Source organism: Paenibacillus sp. FSL L8-0663 (genome assembly GCF_038008125.1).
GTDB lineage: Bacteria > Bacillota > Bacilli > Paenibacillales > Paenibacillaceae > Paenibacillus > Paenibacillus polymyxa_D.
Window position 1 is genome coordinate 4,046,272 of sequence record NZ_JBBOYM010000001.1, and the last position, 20,954, is coordinate 4,067,225.

The window sequence follows — 20,954 nt, forward strand, 5'->3', positions numbered from 1 at the left end:
CAATTTCAAGAAGACGTGCTTTACTTGGAAATCCCCATCGCATCTAGAAAGGAGTCATGAACTCACTTGAGCGTATTATCAGATGGGATCGGATATGAAAGCCTACGCTTTTATGGTCCCTTTCAGCCCCTACACATCGAACAACTTCAAATAACACGTACCATCAACGATCATGCCTATTTACACATCAGTGGCATGCTCTCCGAAGAACAGGGAGCTGCATGCATCGGACAGGATATGGAGCAAGAGCCGATTGTGATTCGTCAGTTGAATGATCAGGGAGAATCGCTGAGAAGGCTGTTTCATGGGATTGTTACACGTATGTCCGTACACTGTGTACGAGGCGTGTATACGTTTGAACTGGAGGCCGCTTCCCATTCATACCAGATGGATATTAAATGTAAAAGGCGCTCCTATCAAGATATTCACCGCACCTATGATGATCTGGTCACTGCGCTGGTTCGAAAATATCAGTACGGAGATGCCATTGATACGGTAAGCAACTATGCCAAACTGGAGACATTTGTTTTACAATATGATGAGACGGATTGGGCGTTTTTAAAACGCCTCGCTTCTCGCTTTGGTTCCGTACTTGTGCCAGAGGTAACCGCAGCCTCGCCCAAGGTTTTCTTCGGGATGCCAGAAGGCAAGCAGCATAAGGTGGAGCGAGATGTATTTTATCGAGTACGGAAAACGTTTCATGAGTTGAATGCGGAAAAGCCGGGAGAACGTGCTGGCTCGTATGTCACCTATATGATTGAAAGCCTTCAATACTATGCACTAGGCGACCTCATCACGTTACCTATTGGACAAGGCAAAGAACTGGTCGTGGTTCGAGCCGTGACAACCTTAGCAGATGGCTTACTGCGTACTCGTTATGACCTTCAAGCTGAACAGAATATTCGCTATGCCCGGTATGAAAACGATCAGACCACCGGGATTTCGCTGACAGGAACGGTGCTGAAGGTACAACAGGATTTTGTACAGCTTCAACTGGAAATTGATCCGAAGCAAGATCCTGCCAAAGCGTGCTGGTTTCCGGTAGCCACCCGTTATGTTGCCGAAGAACATAGCGGCTGGTACGATATGCCTGAAGTAGGAGAACTGGTGGAATTGTATCTGCCAACACACCGCGAACAGGATGCCTATGTAACGGATTCGCTGCGACAACAACGCCACACCAATGGACAGCCGAATGTGAAGGTATGGCAACATGTGCAAGGTAGCAGCGTAGAAATGTCTGAGCATGAGCTGACTCTATCCACCTCCGGTGAATTTTCCATTACACTTCATGAAGGTAACGGCATTACCATCGACAGTCCGGGGAATGTGCAGATTCAGGGTGGTCATGTGAAGCTCGGTGCAGGCGAGGAACTATCACTCGAAGCTGGCACGGCGCTATACTTAAAAGGTGGAGCCAGCAGCATGGTACTGGATGGTGAGACGGATACCAAAGCTCCAGTGATTTATCAGGAAGGAACGGTAAAAGCACCTGTTTTCGTTGCTGACCTCCCTCCTGTGCCTGAGCCGCCACTGATGAGCATCAAAGCATTTGAAGCAGCTCAATCAGCAGCCAAGGATTCATCTAGCAGCCAAGCCTCTACCCCTAAAGCAAAAGTCACCAGTCCAGCAGAGCTTCAACAGGCGAATGCCATGATGGGGACAGTATCCAAGCTATTAGGTTCCATTCCAGTGATGGGAAAAGTGGCTGGCGTTGTTGCAGGAGCGCTAAGTGGACCTGCAGGAGGTGTGATTCTGAGAGCAACCGCAGCGATCCCTGTTCGGAGCAAAGGAACCCCTACCGTTGGAGGCAGTAAGGGGAACGGCATTCATCCGTTGAAACACTTGGCTGGTCTAGCATTACAAGGGTTAATCACTCAGTATGAACATGAGCAAGCGAGACATGCCTACTATAGCAAATGGATTCTGGGGAAAGTGTATACAAGCGCACGTCAAATAGTACATTCCGGCAGCCGATTAGAGTTGATCCAAAACTTGCTGACAACATCGAAAACCATGGTTCATGCCTATCAACAGGTACCTAAAAGTGTTAAAGATAGTATGCTGAGGGAATATAAAGAACAAGAAAAAGCAAGGGCTGAAGCTGCTCTTAAAGCAGAAAAAGAAGCTAGAGCTAAAGCCCTTAAAGCGAAAAAAGAAGCTGCGCCACCAGAGCTTACAGATGAAGAGTATGAGAGAATTTATAGTGATTATGTCTATTGGGCTTCATTAGAAGGTGATCGCAGACCTGAAATTCCGCTAGGAAGCTACCGTGCTGAGGACGGGGTGGTTCGTATGGCGAATGGAGATCCAGATTTTAAATACTACGATGACTGGAAACAAAACTATCCAGGAGATTTTTTGGTTCTATCTAATCAAGAGGGCATCACACCGGAAGAACAACGATGGATGAGCTATGCAAACCTAACAGCAGAGCCGTTTGCACTCGACGGTCGAGGTGGTGAAGGTAGAGCCTTTAAAAATGAATTCTCCAAAATGAGCAAAGAAGGGGCATCTGAGAACGCTAGGCTCGCAAGAGTAAATGTGAGGAGAATTCAACAACGAATAGATCAGAAGGGCATCACCACAAAAAATGCATCCGAACCTATTGAGAACGCATCAGAAGTTATGCCTTCAAAAGCAGGCAAACCCAAGGAGAAACCTCCTAAAACTGAGGGGACGGGTAATGTTCCTACTTGGAAAGGTTCAGGCCCGACTTCTGGTGTACTTGGGGTAAACTCCTCTTCTAAATCTGTAGAGGCCATAAAAAATTATTATCCAAAAGAAGGAATTGAGTTTGTGTTTGACCCTAAAACGAATACTTTCGTTGTTGGCAAACCGAACAATAGTTCCTTTACTGGTTCACCACACCAAAAGTTAGCTCAAACAATAAATGCTGATGGTAAAACTGTAGTGGGTGGTACATTTAGTAGAGGGCCGAATGGAGAAATATTAACTACTGAGAATAGTGGTCACTATGGTCAGAACTGGACTCCTGAGGTGAGAAAACAATTTGAAGAGGTAGTGGGGAACTATGGATTGCCTGTAAAACATGAGATTTGGGGTAGATAAAACATGAACAATCAATTGAAAGCACTAATTGAAAGTCAAGTACCATCCGACAAATTAATAATTACCCATCTAGTAGACTCTGAAATAACGGTAAAGTGGATTCCACTTATGACAATTGGGGAACATAATCCAACTATTGGATTATCCACTGATGCTCAATGGGTTATTAACGAGAACCAAGGAATAAGAATACTAGACGAACCTTGGAAATATCTTCGCCTGTTAGTACTATTAGAACAACAAAGAAAAACAGTCCATAACTCGTTAAGGGAAGCCTTAGCAAATTATAAGATATTTGTTAATTTAGAGGACGTCTTCCCTTTTGCCGAAATTGTTAAAATTGGTTTTGAACAAAAATCAGATTATTGGGTAGAGCTAGCATTAAATTGGTTTGAAGAATTGTCTCTAATTAAACAAAGTGAACTAGTGGATTACTTATCTAAAATTGTGAATGCACGGTGGGCTTCACAAAAGTTACGTCACAGAGTAAGAAAGATACTAAGGAACATTGAACAGAAGTAGTTATTTTTCAAACCTTGATTGGCTTTATGCCTTTCAAGGTTTTTTCTTTGGTAGGGGCTACCCAGTGCCGAATGAACCCATCTTTCAACCAATAATACATCTAACCCTTGTAATACCCGTATAAAGATTCCTACATTTCGGTTGTACGAACATTAGATGCTTTATTTTTATAACCCAAATAACGCTAATCCGTTACATTGACAGGTCGATTATGGTCACATACTACCATGATTGACCTATTTTTTGTTATACTCATTACTTAAATGGGGATTTTTTCAATATTCAAATCTATGTATAAACCAAAAATTCTCTTAATGAAAAATATACTTTTAAAGATAATTCAACATCCCTACGCAAAAAAATGACTTGCCATCCCTCCCCATCAGAGTTAACATACACGCACTTCAACTACGGGAGGGAAAATATGCTATGTCAGATTGGCCAGAATGGTTTCAAGAAGCGTTACGCCAACGATTTTATGAGTTAGAACTCGCTAGTGAACAACAGGCTTCATTTTCATCAGAGGATAAAAATCTATTTACCAAAATGGATCGATTCAAAACCAACCAAAACGGGGATATTCAACGTCTGCTATCCGAATGGGAAGAAGCTATAGGCTATCAGCTAAGTCAGGACAAGCAATCCATCTATATAGAAGGAGTTAAAGACGGGATTCGATTGATCCTTCCCGTCATACAACCCACAAATATTCGTTAGCCCATCAATTCATCTAACAATGTAATATTAATCCCCAATAATTTCATCTATGTTCATTCCACTTTTCAAGGTAAAAACAAAATGCGCTGGTGAGAGAACGGTTATCTTCTCCACCAACGCATTAAATAGGTTATCATCAAATTGTTCCAGTATATCTTGCCGTGAGCTCAAAAGTTGAATAATCTCATCGACTCGTTCCTTGGTTTTCTCCTTCTGATCCTCTTCCTCCTCTAATATCAGCATCTGTTGCCGTAGCTCGTTTAGCTCGCTGGAAAGTCTGTTCGTTTCTTCATCATATACAATCTCATCAATCTGATTCCGTAGCTTAAGATTCACTAATTCCTTCAAGTCGGATTTCAATTGTTGCATCTTTCCTTCAATGTCCAATAGTGTTTCTTGCTCTACTCTGCTGGAAAGTACCGATACAATATTTCCTTTCAGCGTTTTAATCAATCTTTCCTTGTTCTCATACATCCGGTTGAACAATCGTACAAACGCGGAATGTAAAACTTGCTCATCAACCGATTTGGCATCACATGCTGTTTTACCCTCATTGACATACGTTTTGCACTGCCATACCACTTTTTTGGATGGGTTATTGCTATTCCAGGTTCGGCGTTTAAAAATGGCTCCACAGCATCCACAATATACTTTACTGCTCAGTGCATATTTGCTGGAGTATCTTTTACTCTCCCCCATCACACTCCCTTTCAGCTGGGCTCTCCGTTTCTTCTCCTTTTGCACCGCTTCAAATATTTCTTTGGATACAATTGGTTCGTGGTTATCCTCTATAAGATATTGCTGCTCTTGTCCCTTATGTTCAATTGTTACAGTCGGTCAAGAGTCTGAAGTTTTATGATCAGTTCCTAATTCGGGTAGAGGTCCATTAACCTGCCATGGAGCGCCCGAACAAGCGACCTATAGAAAGGCATTTACATCTGTCGATTGACCTTCCTCCCTATGGTTTCGCTTGGGTGGGAAAAGATCTTTTTGATTCTCTGCCGTTGTTAATGGACCAAATTACTGACCGTCTGGACGAACTTCAATTACATGTGCGGGAACTTACCAATCTTGAGCAAAGTTATGCTCGCTTCGGTTGGTCTAATAGATAAGCAGGAAGGTGAACGCTCAGCTACCTATGAAACAGGCATTCCGACAAGTATCCGGCTTGCTCTTCCTTTACCTAAAATCAAGGTCGGGACAGATTAATGTTCTTTGATACGAAGCTGGAAATTTTGGATAACGCCAATTTCACACCTGTTCTGCCGATGATGGCAGATGTACAACCTTATCGCAAAAGCTTTTCATTTGAAGATGGTTACATACTAGAGACAACATATCGAGCTTTCTGTCCACTGGAAGTATTTTCTACTGAAAGTGTCCCTCCTGATCCATCTGCCCCAAGGCAGTCTTGGTTTTTCTGACTTTCTGACAATTCTGTCAAACATAAAACCAGTAAAATAATTTATTGCTCAACTACCCCAAAATCATCCACATAAACATATGCTGTACCAGGATTCTTGTAAGCATACACTGTTGCCCTGGTAGCGCCTGCTCCGGTTGTAAAAGGAATGTTTACCATTGTCCAGGATGTACTGTCAGATGTTGCGGATGCATCCGTTCCTTCAAAGCCATTAACGCCAATCTGAATCCGCTCGCCTATGTCTGCCTTAACCCAGGCGGTACACATATAGCTGGTATTAGGACTTAGCCCCGTAAGTACCTGCTCGATACCATCTTCTCCGGGTCCCAATCTAACACTCTTAGAGCCGCTTCTTGGTACCGATACACTTGCAGCAGTATCTGAATATGTTGCTGCCCATGGTGAGATTATCCCTTTTTCGAAATCAGATTGCCTTACGTTATTAACATAAAGTAAGCTGACACTCTCAAAAACCGGGTCCGGAGGTGAAGAAAAATCATGCCCGGCAGTCCAGTCAGTTCCACCGAACTCATATGCTCCAATATCCGGTGCCGCACCAACATAATCATTCGTGATTCCAGATATTACAACCCCTGCATTAATAGCTGGAGAAGTAGACTGCAACCTGAAATCATATGCTGTGGGATTCACAAATAACGGATTAGTTTCTGAGGTAATATTATTTCCCTCTATATGAGTACCAGGCAGTGTAAAGGCTGTAGTAAAGATATTGTTGAAAATTCTGTCGCCGTACATATCTGACTGAAAATTACTTCCCCAATATCCTACATTTCCGTTACTGTAGGTGGTATTGTTATAAATCAGGTTAAAATTACTGGGTGTATTCAATCTTATCCCTGTATAGTTTCCCCATACAACATTATGATGCACAATATAGCCCTTGCTACCGTTATCCAGATAGATACCAGTGCCGGAATAATTCTTTGCCAGATTATCATGGATGTAATTATGATGAATTACCGTCCCTTGCCCATCCCAGGCAAATTCATAGAGTATTCCGCAGTCTTTTGTCAGCTTTCCTGCATTGTACAGATTATTATATTGTATCTGGCTGTTTTGGGTAGGCATAAATATCAGATGACGCCCAGCGTTATATACCGTATTATGACTGATTAGATGGTTTGCCCCCAATAGATAGATTGCCGGAATATCCGCTGCCGAATAATTTGCTTCATGAATAAGATTATTAATTACCTTATTTCCTGTTCCCTCTATACTCACCAGATTACCGGAACTGTAGGTCAAAGTACTGTCTCTAAGCTCATTATTGGTACCGGACATAAATATCCCTGTACTGTATTGTCTGGTAACATCCGAATCATGACTGACATATTCCGCAATCATATTAGAAACTTTACAGTAATTAGAATTCGACATTTTAATGCTGGAGGCAAAGATATTAATTCCGGTAATATTTATGTAAGATCGGGAACTTAAATCAAATGCATAAGTCCGCTTCTTTGCTTCTACTGTCAAAGTATTCGGATCAACTCCACCAGGTGCCCATAAATAAAGTCTGCCAGTAATGCTGTCATAATACCATTCTCCCGCACTGTCAAGATCTTTAAGATTACCAGTAATATAATAGCTGTTACCGCCTGTCGCTGCAGTATCTATTTGATCAAAGGTAATGGAGCCGTCACTTGAGCTGGTAATGGTACTTTTATAAGATTTGTAGCCTGTTCCCGGAACACTCCAAACCGTTTTGCCAACCCAGTATCCAGGTGCCTGAGTTAAGTTTCCATCCTTGATGGTTGTAGTGGAACCGGAATCAACTGTTGCATATTTTGAATTTAAGGGATCAAGTGTTGGTGAATTGGGCCATCTGGCTTCAAATTGCATTTGCTTATTAACAAATATCTGATTTTTTGTTCCAAGGGAACCCTTCATTTCCGCATAATAGATGGATCCGGAGTAATTTTTCCAGCCAGTAACCGGATCGGCACCGGATACCGTTACGTTCTCTCCTGTATAAGCCTCAAAGTTTATGGGTTTTGCAGAACTTCCGGAAGTATGAAGTGTTACTGTTTCCCGGTATGTACCACCTCGTATGATGCAGGTATCTCCGGCTTTCATGGTATCTGCTGCCTTTTGTATGGTTTTCCATGGATTTGATAGTGTACCGGTTCCAGTGATGTCATTCCCCGTTGTAGAAACATAATATACGGAATTTGCCTTTACAGTTTCCACACCCAGATTAAAAGTAAATACATAAATCATCATAATTACAACTAAAAATCTAAAGCCTGTTCTCTTATTCATAGCTTACCTCCTGGAATGAATTCTATTTTTAGATACGGCTTCTACGCTTGGGCCTAAGTTCACTGCTAGGTATGTTCTAATATAGAAATTTGTGTATATATAAGCCCTTAATTATTTAATCGACTTATACCGACTTAAAGTTTATTATTCTTTCGGCGAAGCTTCTCCGATACTGAACCCATCCAGCCATTTCATTGACCATGCATGGTATTATTTTCTTTCCGAAATGGGTGCATGAGCATCCAGAGATTAAAGTACGCTATCAAAATGATTTCATCCCTCTGATGGAAGAATCGCGTGAAAAATATCAGACTTATCCGAAGCATGTAGTTCCTGAATTCGCATATATTACTTTCATTGAAAATGCAGGTGTGAACAACGAGAAGTTGATTGCCCAGGCACCTTACGCGGGCATGACAGATGATATTCGTGCGGGTAAGGTGCAAGCATAGTCAATCAAGACGAATTGAACTAAAAAGCCTGAGCCTGTGTCTCATAACGTAAGACAAATTAAAACACCTACCAACCTGGTCATACCCTGTCTACTTGACAGGGGTATGACCAGGTTGGTAGGTGCCCAGCATCTTTTTTAATGTTCTCTATAACCATCTAATCTCCATTGGCTATTCTTCTTTCTCTTTTTCATCATGAAGCATCATCTCTAATACAACATATACAAACTGTGCTCCGTCCTTCATGCCCTGCCAGTACAAAGCTTCATTCTCCAATGCTTGCTTGTAATGATGCTTATCCTCCCATTCCGAGAATTCAGGTCTGTTCACAATATCCATCTCAGAAAGTCTCTTCGGTAAGTTTAATCAATTTCTCCAGATCTTTAAATTTATCCAAGGGGTTCACCTTCCCTGCATTCGTATTTATTTAAAGTAATTGTACCACAGCAAGTTGATTGCACGTCACAGAAGGGAATAACCTTATTGCTTGAGGAATTCTTACAGGTAGCGTACAAAGAAAAGAACGCCAAACTAAGGACGCTCTCTTGAATACTCACATTTTCAGTTAAATACATCGGATGTGTCCAACCACTTTAAATCCAAAAAAATCGAAACATTTATTTTGTTGTGCCATACCTTATTTCTATAAACTTTTCCCCAGCTCGTAAAGGACATAGGAAGCTACAATTAAGCACCTCTATATATCGACTCGACATAGCTTTACTACGGCCTCAACGTGTGTCGAGAGGATGGAACGGATTTACTTGAAATTAACTCGTTCCATTTTAAAAATAATAGTTTAATTTCCTTCTATTTCTTTTTCAGCTAAGCTAGCATACTCTCTTTTTAACAAAGAATAATGGTATTGATCGCATATCGAACCATCACTAAACCAATAATGCTCTCGATAAGTTCCCTCCAGCTTAAAATGGAATTTTTCTAATAATTTTATAGAAGCTTGATTACATGCTGCAACCGTTGCATAAATTTTGTTCAACTCCAAATCCTTACGTTCAAAAATGGTATCTATAAATAGCTCTAACAATACATTCGCATATCCTTGTTTTCTATGTTTTAGAGGCAAATAGTATCCGATCTCTGCACTTTTATTTCGAGAATTATAGTCAAAAAGCTGTATCTTTCCTATCCGCTTATTACTGTTACTTTTATCAACCAAGATATATATTAATTGCCCATTTGCAAGCCTTTTCAGTACATTCTCTTTATAATTGTTATATGGAGGAAGTTCGATTATGGGTCGGCAAGTATGTTGCTCTTTTTCGGTTTTAGTAAGACTCCAATCATATAAGTCTGGTAAGTAATCTTCAATATTCCCACCAGTTAAAAGTACAAGTCCTCTTATCATTCTATCACTCCATTATTTTTAAATTTAGATCGTTTGGACAGGCTACCATTTAGGTTTTAGGTAACTGATTTGCCAACACGAAAATGCATCATAATGGCAAACCATGTGGCGTATCACTATATTCTTATATTAACTCCTGTTACACTTCCCTCTCATACTCCTACTTCTAAAAATAAACATAGTAAATCTCCCAACCAATGGGTCATTCTGTAAACTAAATCTCTCTTTTAACCGATAAATACATATGCTGGGTTGTTTATTAAATATCACCTCTCGTACCTTTATACGAACCTTGTAATACATATCTATCTTGACTTAAATTTGCACCTATCTGCGGCTTCTATAATCAGAAGCGAATTTAAGATTGCGTGCTTTACTTGGAAATACCCATCGCATCTAGAAAGGAGACATGAACTCACTTGAGCGTATTATCAGATGGGATCGGATATGAAAGCCTACGCTTTTATGGTCCCTTTCAGCCCCTACACATCGAACAACTTCAAATAACACGTACCATTAACGATCATGCCTATTTACATATCAGTGGCATGCTCTCCGAAGAACAGGGAGCAGCTTGTATCGGTCATAATATAGAGCAAGAGCCGATTGCGATTCGTCAGTTGAATGATCAGGGACAATCGCTGAGAAGGCTGTTCCATGGGATTGTTACGCATATGTCCGTACACTGCGTGCGAGGCGTGTATACGTTTGAATTGGAGGCCGCTTCCCATTCATACCAGATGGATATTAAACGTAAAAGACGCTCCTATCAAGATATTCACCGCACCTATGATGATCTGATCACTGCGCTGGTTCGAAAATTTCAATATGGAGATGCCATTGATACAGTAAGCAACTATGCCAAACTAGAGACATTTGTTTTACAATATGATGAGCCGGATTGGGCGTTTTTAAAACGCCTCGCTTCTCGCTTTGGTTCCGTACTTGTGCCAGAGGTAACCGCAGCTTCGCCCAAGGTTTTCTTCGGGATGCCCGAAGGCAAGCAGCATAAGGTAGAGCGGGATGTATTTTATCGAGTTCGGAAAACGTTTCATGAGTTGGATGCGGAAAAACCAGGCGAACGTGCTGACTCATATGTCACCTATATGATCGAAGCCTGCAATACTATGCGCTGGGCGACCTCATCACGTTACCGATTGGACAAGGTAAAGAACTGGTCGTCGTTCGGGCAGTGACCGCACTAGCGGATGGCTTGCTGCGTACCCGTTACGATCTTCAAGCCGAACAAGATATCCGCTATGCCCGGTATGAAAACAATCAGGCCACCGGAATTTCGCTGACAGGAACAGTGCTCAAGGTACAGAAGGATTTTGTACAGCTTCAACTAGAGATTGATCCGAAGCAAGATCCTGCCAAAGCGTGCTGGTTTCCCGTAGCCACCCGTTATGTTGCCGAAGAACATAGCGGCTGGTACGATATGCCCGAAATCGGGGAACAGGTGGAATTGTATCTGCCTACCCACCGCGAACAGGATGCCTATGTCACGGATTCGCTTCAACAACAACGCCACGCGAATGGACAGCCGAATGTGAAGGTATGGCGACATGTGCAAGGTAGTGGCGTAGAAATGTCTGAGCAGGAGCTGACCCTATCCACCTCCGGTGAATTTTCCATTACACTACATGAAGGTAGCGGCATTACGATCGGCAGTCCGGGGAATGTGCAGATTCAGGGTGGTCACGTGAAGCTCGATGCTGGGAAGGAGCTTTCACTTGAAGCTGGAATGGCACTGTATTTAAAAGGCGGAGCCAGTAGCATGGTACTGGATGGTGAGACGGATACCAAAGCTCCAGTGATTTATCAGGAAGGAACGGTGAAGGCACCTGTTTTCGTAGCCGACCTCCCTCCTGTGCCTGAGCCACCATTGATGAGCATCAAAGCCTATGAAGCAGCCCAGTCAGCAGCCAAGGATTCATCTAGCAGCCAAGCCTCCACCCCTAAAGCAAAAGTCACCAGTCCAGCAGAGCTTCAACAGGCGAATGCCATGATGGGGACAGTATCCAAGCTATTAGGCTCCATTCCAGTGATGGGGAAAGTGGCTGGCGTTGTTGTGGGAGCGCTAAGTGGACCTGCGGCGGGTGTGATTCTGAGGGCAACCGCAGCGATCCCTGTTCGGAGCAAAGGAACCCCTACCGTTGGAGGCAGTAAGGGGAACGGCATTCATCCGTTGAAACACTTGGCTGGTCTAGCATTACAAGGGTTAATTACTCAGTATGAACATGAGCAAGCGAGACATGCCTACTATAGCAAATGGATTCTGGGGAAAGTGTATACGAGCGCACGTCAAATAGTACATTCCGGCAGCCGATTAGAGCTGATCCAAAACTTGCTGACAACATCGAAAACCATGGTTCATGCCTATCAACAGGTACCTAAAAGTGTTAAAGATAGAATGCTGAGGGAATATAAAGAACAAGAAAAAGCTAGGGCTGAAGCTGCTCTTAAAGCAGAAAAAGAAGCTAGAGCTAAAGCCCTTAAAGCGAAAAAAGAAGCTGCACCACCAGAGCTTACAGATGAAGAATATGAGAAAATTCTAAGAGATTATGTCTATTGGTCTTCATTAGAAAATCGCAGACCTGAAATTCCGCTAGGAAGCTACCGTGCTGAGGACGGGGTGGTTCGTACAGCGAATGGAAATCCAGATTTTAAATACTACGATGACTGGAAACAAAACTATCCAGGAGATTTTTTGATTCTATCTAATCAAGAGGGCATCACACCAGAAGAACAACGATGGATGAGCCATGCAAACATATTTGCAGAGCCAGTGCCACTTGACGGTCGAGGTGGTGAAGGTAGAGCCCTTAAATATGAATTCTCCAAAAAGAGCAAAGAAGGGGCATCTGAGAACGCTAGGCTCGCAAGAGAAAATGTGAGGAGAATCCAACAGCGAATAGATCAGAAGAGCATCACCACAAAAAATGCATCCGAACCTATTGAGAACGCATCAGAAGTTATGCCTTCAAAAGCAGGCAAACCCAAGGAGAAACCTCCTAAAACGGAGGGGACGGGTAAAGTTGTAGGTAATAAATCTGTCGTTAATGAAATGTCCTCCAATGCTGCTAGATACAAATCGAATTTAGAATATGATTGTTCAGAAATAGCAGAAGATTTAGCACACGCGTCAGGAGGTAGAGGTAAAATTATTACAATAACATCATCAGAAAAATATGGGACAATAAAAGTTACTGAGTATGGTGAAACAAAAAGTTTTGACTACCATACTGTGTATTCTGATGGTAAGTATGTCTATGATCCTCGATTAAGTGACCAACCGATTCATGCTAAAGATTATATGAATACTATAAATAAGCTAAATGGTGGAAAGGTGTCTGTAAGTACACAATCTTTGGAGTAGGTGAGAACAATGTCCCCTAAAAGTATTTATTTTTCGGAAAATGGAGAGGTAGCGTATCCTGAGTTAATGGCTTATACTATCTCAAAACTAGGGTCATTTGAATGGCATAGAACATCAATGTATAATCCGAATAATATTTATGACCGCCCAGCGGGGTTTTATTTTAGATTTCATAATAAGAATGAAGTATATACACAATTAGAAGATTGTATCAATGCTTTTAGTGGTAAACTTCAATGGTGTATAAATGTCAGCAATAACACACGTCATAAGAATTATATAATTGAGCCAGTTATAGTTTATAAAGCGAAATTAAGTGATGAATATGCTGTAAACTATAACTTAAAAGAGATTTTAGGAGATAGTTATGAAACTTTGTGTGAACAAGCAATAGCAGACATTCCTCCATTATGTAAGCATATTGAAGTGTGGTTTGAATTGGAAAACAAGCGACCTTTTTTACCAACTCTGCCCCAATAGTTAGTGATAATTCCGTAATACCTTGATTGGTTTAGTGCCTTTCATTGAGGATAAAATTGCTGCAGAAAAAAATGGGCAGACATATAGTCAAACGTGTTTATACTGAGAGAGAACCTTGTGTTCTTGGTGGTCATAATTGTAAAGAACTACTTGCTAATGAACTTCCTCATGCAGAAGTAACCTATAGCGTTGAGTATGGGGGAGATAAGGCTTCAAGGGATCGAGGAAATGCTGAACTATTTAGTGAGCTTGAAAAGTTAAAGGAGAAGTGAAAGTGTGGATATTGATATTAGTGAGATTCGTGACTACTATGAATCTGAAATAAGAGACTATGATTACAATGAATTAGTAAGACTCGGTGTAAGTCATGATAATGCTGAGTTTATGGTCAGTATCGGAGTGCCAGAGGAATATAATGATTTTATATTCTATGGATTAGATACTTTTCAAAAAATTTAATTGAAGGCGTACAGTATATTAAAATTGGTCATTTTACAAGTTTCGGTATGCGTAACTCGTGTGGATTGTATTTTAAAGAAAGCAGCAGTGAACTTTTTACTACTTCACCCCTTCATGAACCTCATTTATATATGATAAATAAAGACTTGAAGACATTTTTTTGTTCCATTTTAATAAAAAATGAATTAGCAATGAAAATGAAACAACAAAATGAATATAGTACACAAAAATATACACATGAACTCCAAAAGATGTTTGACCAAATTGATCCTGTAGCAATGAAAGACGTTTAAGGATACTGGTCACATTTAATGGAAGACAATGAAACAGGATTATAAAACCATATAAAATAGAACTACGGAAACTATTTAAAAGTGTCTATGAAAATTTCCATATCGTATGTAAAATTAAACGCCATAATACGTGCTAGTCGCGTGTTGTGGTTTCTTTTTATACACCGCAATAAGTTAAACAATACAAACGTATAAGTGGCGGTTACTCAAAAAGTCTTTAGCCGCTTGAATAGATTATCGTCGAATGAAAAATTACTCAGGATTTTTTTTGTCAGATCAACAAAAGAACAAATTAAAAGATTAAGATGACTTTTAATCTAAGCCTGAGAGGAAGAAATATGTGATTGGAAAAATTATGCACCTAATAATAAACGCGTCTTTAGATAAAGATGATAGTGTTATAGTAGCTGCTCTAAAGTTATTAAAAAATGATTGCAATTTAGAAGAATTAGTGGGTGACTATTTTGCTCAACTTGTTAGTATGATTCCTCTGGTTAAAGAACAGAGTACAAAGGCACTTTTAATCGAAACAATTGTGGAATCTCCAGAATTCGTTAGCTACGATACGATGTTGGACGAATATGTGAAACTTATATCAGAAGGTGCGACTAACGTTCAGGAAGCTGCAAGATGTTTAGGTGCAATTACCGCCTCTGGCTGTACAAACAATCAGATATTCTTACAATTGGCCAATAAATTAAATCATAAATTTGCCGTTGAAATACTAGTTTCAATGGGACGTTCTAATTGGGGAGAAATCCCTCATTACCTAGAATCATTTGCTCAAGAGGTTCAAAAAGCACAAAGGATAAGATATCGTTCAGGAATAATTGCAGCCTTTTTATTAATCGTTCATCCTCTGTGTTCAGAATACGCTCATGTTAGTTCGTTATCTTTTGGATATCCATTTACTGAAGCGGCCATGAATGATTGGGCATGGGTAACCCCAAAAAATACAGAACATATAGTACAAAAGAAAATAGTAACCTCAAGAGAAGCTGACATATTGGTGAAATTAGGGGACTTATTGCGACTTAATATGAACTTGAGTTCAAACGAAGTTGCAAAGCTATACACCGAGTTTTTCGAAGATAAGAACCCATTTGATGTTATTTACACTCTACCAAAATAAAAACATAGCGCCAAAGAAGTCACTGCGAGAGTTGTTTCGTTTTGTATAGAACACGCCCCTATCTTTTCCCTAAAACAATGACTTGAGATCCCTCCACATCTTAACGTGTTTGACTTACAAGAGAAAGTGTTCGAAGAATACAGCGCTGGTTAAGCACGGGTACCAAAACAGATAAGTAACGTTCATATTGATATTGAAGAATAGGAGGATAATTAAATGCTTATAATAAAGGCTTTAACAAAGATGTATGAGGATTGGGGTGAAGATATAGACGACTTCTATATTACTTATAGTATAGATATCGGACCCAGTGAAATAAATGGAGCATCAGACATGTTTTCATTTGAACTAGTAAGTCCTAAAAGGTTAGATAGAATGGCAGGTCAAGGTGATATTATTATCGGTCATGGTCATTTTATAGCAAAGGACTTTAATGAAAATACACTTGAAGCCACATTAAATCGTATCATTAATAAATGCGCAGATAATGATATTAATGAGGCATATAAAAACCTATCTGCATATTTTCGTTGGGAGATGGATAAATAATTGGGGATCTAGCTGATTTATACACACACACAGTTAGCCCCATAGCAGATTTTACTAAAATATTGTCGTGATCACGATCACGGTTTAGACTGTAAATTTAAGTTAAAATACAAACAATTTTAAATTTATTTCAGCTGAAACCAAAGATACCGTGATCGATCACAAAGAAAAAACAAGGAAGTGTACAAAGATGAAAAGAACTGATTTACCTCTTGTCTATTCATGTTCTGGATGTTCCTCTGCAGCACAAACCGCTAACATGATCGCTATACAAATGGATCGAGAAAAGGTTGCTGAAATGTCCTGTATTGCTGGTGTTGGTGGTGATGTCAAACCGCTTGTCAGAACAGCAAAATCGGGACGTGACATCATTGCAATTGACGGCTGTCCCTTGTCCTGTTGCAAGAGCTGCTTAGCAAGACATGAGGTTCAAGCCAAACACCATTTCCTGCTGTCTGACTTTGACGTACCCAAGATAATAGGAGAAGATCCTAACCCCGATCATTATAGGAATGCTTACACACAAATCTTAGAACAAATTGGACAATAATTCTTAATCAAAATAAAAGTGTGTATCGAATTTTTACTGGTGGCTCCTAACACATCTTTAAGGGTCACCAGTATTATTTTTATACAGCAACATCTTTTTAATAAGGAGAATAATTTTTGAATGTTTAAATGAATTTGTCTCACAATTTAAAATACCTGGTACACAAATTCTCAAACCGTCGTTCTAAAGGAGTGGATATAATGTATGAAATACTAGATAAAATACAAATAAATACTTGATATATCGCTAATAAACCATAAAGAGACACGAAATACGGTTTTTAAATGGAAAGTAAGCCATGATACAGTAAAGTATAAGCGGAATCAGCAGAATTTTTACAAAATAAAAAAACATTCAATTTCTTCCCTTATCATATGATAATTTGCTTCTTACCTCTTCTTGAAATGCAGTATCCGTTAATAATTTGTAAAAAAACAAATCCAGCTTCTGCTTGAGCCAAATATGATCCACCCCAGAATCATCTTGAATAAACATGGCTAGTTGAATGTCATTTCCTTCCCGATCCGTACAATATAAAGCCTCTGTTAGAACAGAAATGGTAGATCCACCTTTGTTTCCAAACTCTATTAACTTGGAGTTATCTACTTGTCGCTGAATTAGCATTTTTAAATATGGATTTATAGTAGAAGGAACCAACTCCTCCTTGTGTATGAGCTTCATGAGGTAAGCATATTCTTTAGTCGTTGAACGAGGAAGCTTGCGCGATTCCAGCACTTGAAGCTTTCGTACATAATTCTGCCTGGTGTTCCATTTCTGAATACATTCTATCCCCTGATCACGATTTAAAATCTGATGAATTTCAATAGATTTTTTCATATATTCCTCGTAGCTCATCTCACTTATCTTTTGTATCGACTCTTTAAAGCCTATGTTTTCGGTCTCTTGGGTATAAGGAGACATGAATCCCGCAGATGAAAAAGGAAAGATTTTATCATGGGAAGAAAGTGAGAGTTTGATAATATTCTCATTTATCTTATCCAAACCCATTTTCGCCATCAGAAATTCTGTATTGGCATTGGAACTATATGCTAACATACCTTGAGTAATATCCAATAACGTAATTTTTCCTTGAACCTCTTTATGGTTTGTGCGAATGGATTGAATCCAGTTATGATGAGCGTTACCATCGGAACCAGGGATATAAAATTTATTTAATTCCTCTAAAGGAACAAGTTCCTGCTCGTCTAATATTTTCGCCACAACTTGGCGAGCAAATTCGATAGCAATGATCACTTTGACCGTGCTGGCAAGCGGCATTTTAACTTCTGAGTTATAGCTGATTTTCTCCATACCATTTCTGACCATATACAAAGATGCTTTACTCGGGTTTTCCTTTAAAAAGTTCAGAACATCCATTTCTGTTTTCTTATTATTTTGGCGCTTCGCAATGAGCAAAAACAGGATACATATGAGAACAAATATTAAAATTATAGCTACTATTAATAAAATTATTTTCATACTTTGCTCCTTAATGGACACGCTTAGACTGAAGTTCACATAAGCCGTCACAGTTCCCCACGGGAATCACTTTTCTTTTAGAAGCTAGTAATCATACAAATAACCACATATAACCATTTTTTTGAAAATAATTATAAAGGGAACCGCCCACCAAAGATACGGTATCCCTATACAAATTTGTGCAATAGAGTCATTATCAACTAGAACCTCATTGAAGAACAAATTACCAATGCATTCTATCTTCAATCTTTCCTTAACATCATTTCAGCAGATAGACACTTTTAATAATTTCACCAAAAATGTGATTGCATTTATTCTCCACTCAAGCTTTTGGCCCATTCAGCAACCCTACGACTGCTTTCTTCTTCTGACAAATCCTCGATCCTGGTCATAATAGACCATCTTACTCCACAAGGGTCCAGTATACTTCCGAATCGATCACCTGATACAAAGTTTGTAACGGGTTCCCTTACTTTTGCTCCTCTTTCTACCGCATTTTCAATGACCTGATCCACATTCATTACGTAAATTCCGAAAGAATAACACGCATGGTCTCCATCTGGCGGCAAGACCAATTGATATGCCGGATTCGCTGCTCCCAGCTGCAAAAAACCATTTCCAAAATCTAATTCCGCATGAACGATTATTTTATTGCCATTCTCATTAGGAAATTCAGTAATATCCTTAACCCTTGCATTAAAAACACTTTTATAAAACTCTATTGCTTCAGAAGGATTCTTCACTGTAATAAAAGGGGTAATAGATGTAAAGCCGTTGGGTATCCCCTTCTTTGTATATTTACCTGACACTCCCGTATATTCTCTGCTTTCAGTCATTTTGACTCCTCCTTTAAATGATCGTAACAGTTCAGTTTTATGCTTATTCCTTTATTGGATTGAATTCATCAACTCATAGTAATATTTGGATGCACGAGTCTTATTTAGACTATACCAGGCTTCTAATGTCTTAGAAGAAAACACACCCAGAGCTTTCAAGACGTGTACGGAAAATTCCAAAGGAGCTGTTCCAGATGCAGTGATTAGTTTTCCATCGGTTACAGCAGACTCCATTTTGTAATACTTTTCGCCCGTGTAGGTGGGACAGATCATTTTGAGGTATTCCAGATCATTGCTTGTATGCCAACGTGAATTCAGTAATCCTGCCTGGGCAAGTCCCATGGTCGCACCACAAATCGCAGCAACCCATATCCCTTCCTCTAAGCACCTCTCAGCGATTTTTAAAATCGGTTGATGAATGGTTTCTGTCCATGTATTTCCACCGGGTAAAATCAATGCATCTGTGCTTTCAATACTGCACTCATCCAGATTGATGTCAGGCAGTATTGTCAATCCGCCCATGGTAGTTACAGGAGTCTTTTCCAGTCCCACGGTAACAATTTTGGATGGGGACAGCCCCTTTTTATAATATCTCCCCGAGTTCAGTTCGGCAGTTAAGTAACCAATCTCCCAGTCTGCCATAGTGTCAAATACATACAGATATACCGTACTATTCATTCACAGGTTCTCCTTATTTTATAATTTATCAAGTGATACCAACCCTCGGTAATCCGTGATTATCCTCATTATAAAAAAGCTTCACTGACATCTGCTGTCAGTGAAGCTTTTAGCGCTGATAATATTCCATTAACTCCGACGCAACAGCGACAAGCTTTTTCTTCAAACTCTGTGGTTCGATGACTTGAATAGATTTCCCGTAGGTTAGGAGCAAATAAGGGACATAGGTATGAAGTGATTTTTCCTCAAGCAAAAAGATGGCTTGATTGGATGTGCGCTCTTTCAGATGATGCCCCAAAAACCAATGCAGACATAAGTCATCCAATGCCTCCGACCTGCCTTCGATCATTAAAGAAATTAAACCGTCTTTGCCTACTAAATCAGGCAACAGATTTTGCATAAAAAATTCACGAGCCAAAAAAGCCTCAGGACGCTTAAATAGGATTGGAGTACGCTTGATTTGTAAAATCCGATCTGCCCGAAAGCTACGGATCTCATTCCGTAGGTGACAAAAAGCAACAGTATACCATTTACTGTTCCAGTAAACCATTCCATAGGGGTCTATCACCCTATTCTTGGGTTGTTCTTCATGGCTTGTGCGATAATCCATTTCTACAGAGAATTCATTGGCTACAGCCTGCTCCAATTCTGCCAATATCGGCTGAAGAGAAGGTTCTCCCATGCGATTTATCACTTCAAATCCGGCTAAATGACGGCTAAGTATACTTTCCTGCTCCTGATTCGAATACATTTTCAATTTTGATGTCGCACTGCTTAATGCCTCACTCAAAGGGTATCCAGCTTCTTTTGCAAAAACAGCAGCATGAAGGAGTGCCTTTTTCTCCTCCATATCAAATAGTAAAGGTGCTCTAATAAAATTATTCAGCAAGCTATACCCGCCATTATGGCCCGTGTCGGATATTATAGGCACTCCACTGGCGCATAAAGCATCAATATACCGATAAACTGTCCTTATATTTATTTCTAACTTTTCGGATATTTGTTTTGCGGTCATTTTTACACCCGAATTCAACATCCATAGAATGGCCAGCATATTATCGTTTTTTGGCATAACATGAACCCTCCTCTCTCATTAAAACTCAATCTTTATAAATAACTCTTTGTACTCTTCTTACCACCTATTATATGCTTTTTTCCATTTTATACGTCCCTCTCATATCTTCCAATTCCAGATTTACACATAGTAAATACCATAATGAATGGGTCATTCTGTAAACTAATTCTCTCTTTTAACCGATAAATACATATGCTGGGTTGTTTATT

18 protein-coding genes and 3 pseudogenes are annotated in these 20,954 nt (G+C 39.9%); 12 read left to right on the forward strand and 9 right to left on the reverse strand.

The features are described from left to right. The first annotated feature begins 66 nt into the window (after positions 1-66). The 3 genes from MKY75_RS17790 (at position 67) to MKY75_RS17800 (ending at position 4,311) form a co-directional block, all read left to right on the forward strand. Positions 67-3,072, forward strand: a complete 3,006-nt coding sequence (locus MKY75_RS17790) for a polymorphic toxin type 43 domain-containing protein (protein ID WP_165181854.1) — start codon at positions 67-69, stop codon at positions 3,070-3,072. 3 nt (positions 3,073-3,075) lie between these two features. Next, on the forward strand, positions 3,076-3,594 hold the full coding sequence (locus tag MKY75_RS17795) for a hypothetical protein (protein ID WP_165149542.1): 519 nt from the start codon (positions 3,076-3,078) through the stop codon (positions 3,592-3,594). A gap of 429 nt (positions 3,595-4,023) precedes the next feature. After that, positions 4,024-4,311: a hypothetical protein gene (locus MKY75_RS17800; protein ID WP_185156360.1), complete on the forward strand. Its 288-nt coding sequence runs from the start codon at positions 4,024-4,026 to the stop codon at positions 4,309-4,311. A 27-nt stretch (positions 4,312-4,338) separates the two neighbouring features. On the opposite strand, the gene MKY75_RS17805 is transcribed toward MKY75_RS17800, so the two are convergent. Both MKY75_RS17805 and MKY75_RS17810 read right to left on the reverse strand, forming a co-directional pair. Next, positions 4,339-5,010, reverse strand: a complete 672-nt coding sequence (locus MKY75_RS17805; RefSeq protein ID WP_238437881.1) for a recombinase zinc beta ribbon domain-containing protein — start codon at positions 5,008-5,010, stop codon at positions 4,339-4,341. A gap of 33 nt (positions 5,011-5,043) precedes the next feature. Beyond that, positions 5,044-5,136, reverse strand: a pseudogene (locus MKY75_RS17810) (recombinase family protein); the annotation flags it as partial. A gap of 246 nt (positions 5,137-5,382) precedes the next feature. On the opposite strand from MKY75_RS17810, the gene MKY75_RS17815 reads away from it, so the two are divergent. Beyond that, positions 5,383-5,520, forward strand: coding sequence for a hypothetical protein (locus MKY75_RS17815; protein WP_238437882.1), 138 nt, complete (start codon positions 5,383-5,385; stop codon positions 5,518-5,520). Positions 5,521-5,776: 256 nt separating this feature from the next. On the opposite strand, the gene MKY75_RS17820 is transcribed toward MKY75_RS17815, so the two are convergent. Beyond that, a complete protein-coding gene (locus tag MKY75_RS17820) occupies positions 5,777-8,017 on the reverse strand; it encodes a right-handed parallel beta-helix repeat-containing protein (RefSeq protein WP_340886132.1) in 2,241 nt (746 codons plus the stop codon). A gap of 200 nt (positions 8,018-8,217) precedes the next feature. Between MKY75_RS17820 and MKY75_RS17825 the strand changes: the two are divergent. Continuing rightward, positions 8,218-8,469, forward strand: a pseudogene (locus MKY75_RS17825) (phenolic acid decarboxylase); the annotation flags it as partial. A gap of 171 nt (positions 8,470-8,640) precedes the next feature. Here the strand turns inward: MKY75_RS17825 and MKY75_RS17830 are convergent. Together MKY75_RS17830 and MKY75_RS17835 are read right to left on the reverse strand one after the other, a co-directional pair. Beyond that, entirely contained in the window at positions 8,641-8,808 is a 168-nt protein-coding gene (locus tag MKY75_RS17830) for a hypothetical protein (protein ID WP_017426816.1), read from the reverse strand. 460 nt (positions 8,809-9,268) lie between these two features. Further along, the gene (locus MKY75_RS17835) at positions 9,269-9,835 is read right to left on the reverse strand and encodes a GNAT family N-acetyltransferase (RefSeq protein ID WP_340886133.1); all 567 of its coding nucleotides are present in this window, start codon (positions 9,833-9,835) and stop codon (positions 9,269-9,271) included. A gap of 419 nt (positions 9,836-10,254) precedes the next feature. Here MKY75_RS17835 and MKY75_RS17840 point away from each other — a divergent pair. The 7 genes and pseudogenes from MKY75_RS17840 (at position 10,255) to MKY75_RS17865 (ending at position 16,677) form a co-directional block, all read left to right on the forward strand. Beyond that, positions 10,255-13,214 (forward strand): annotated as a pseudogene (locus tag MKY75_RS17840) (contractile injection system protein, VgrG/Pvc8 family). A gap of 9 nt (positions 13,215-13,223) precedes the next feature. Next, positions 13,224-13,694: a hypothetical protein gene (locus MKY75_RS17845; RefSeq protein WP_165149548.1), complete on the forward strand. Its 471-nt coding sequence runs from the start codon at positions 13,224-13,226 to the stop codon at positions 13,692-13,694. A gap of 71 nt (positions 13,695-13,765) precedes the next feature. Beyond that, positions 13,766-13,966 carry a nucleic acid/nucleotide deaminase domain-containing protein gene (locus tag MKY75_RS25625; protein WP_412178793.1) on the forward strand — a complete coding sequence of 67 codons (201 nt, stop codon included), beginning with the start codon at positions 13,766-13,768 and terminating at the stop codon, positions 13,964-13,966. 4 nt (positions 13,967-13,970) lie between these two features. After that, positions 13,971-14,153: a hypothetical protein gene (locus tag MKY75_RS17850; RefSeq protein ID WP_238437884.1), complete on the forward strand. Its 183-nt coding sequence runs from the start codon at positions 13,971-13,973 to the stop codon at positions 14,151-14,153. Between the two features lie 633 nt (positions 14,154-14,786). Further along, positions 14,787-15,578: a hypothetical protein gene (locus MKY75_RS17855; protein ID WP_165149552.1), complete on the forward strand. Its 792-nt coding sequence runs from the start codon at positions 14,787-14,789 to the stop codon at positions 15,576-15,578. 216 nt (positions 15,579-15,794) lie between these two features. Further along, the gene (locus MKY75_RS17860) at positions 15,795-16,127 is read left to right on the forward strand and encodes an Imm8 family immunity protein (RefSeq protein ID WP_165149554.1); all 333 of its coding nucleotides are present in this window, start codon (positions 15,795-15,797) and stop codon (positions 16,125-16,127) included. A 190-nt stretch (positions 16,128-16,317) separates the two neighbouring features. After that, a complete protein-coding gene (locus MKY75_RS17865; protein ID WP_029515604.1) occupies positions 16,318-16,677 on the forward strand; it encodes a putative zinc-binding protein in 360 nt (119 codons plus the stop codon). Positions 16,678-17,031: 354 nt separating this feature from the next. Here the strand turns inward: MKY75_RS17865 and MKY75_RS17870 are convergent, their stop codons facing one another. The 4 genes from MKY75_RS17870 to MKY75_RS17885 form a co-directional block, all read right to left on the reverse strand. After that, the gene (locus MKY75_RS17870; RefSeq protein ID WP_340886134.1) at positions 17,032-18,156 is read right to left on the reverse strand and encodes a serine hydrolase; all 1,125 of its coding nucleotides are present in this window, start codon (positions 18,154-18,156) and stop codon (positions 17,032-17,034) included. Between the two features lie 311 nt (positions 18,157-18,467). Next, positions 18,468-18,992 (reverse strand): VOC family protein, encoded by a 525-nt coding sequence (locus MKY75_RS17875; protein ID WP_340886135.1) that lies wholly within the window; start codon positions 18,990-18,992, stop codon positions 18,468-18,470. A 51-nt stretch (positions 18,993-19,043) separates the two neighbouring features. After that, entirely contained in the window at positions 19,044-19,670 is a 627-nt protein-coding gene (locus MKY75_RS17880) for a type 1 glutamine amidotransferase family protein (RefSeq protein WP_318627503.1), read from the reverse strand. Between the two features lie 109 nt (positions 19,671-19,779). Further along, the gene (locus MKY75_RS17885; RefSeq protein ID WP_340886138.1) at positions 19,780-20,742 is read right to left on the reverse strand and encodes a helix-turn-helix transcriptional regulator; all 963 of its coding nucleotides are present in this window, start codon (positions 20,740-20,742) and stop codon (positions 19,780-19,782) included. Positions 20,743-20,954 lie beyond the last annotated feature (212 nt).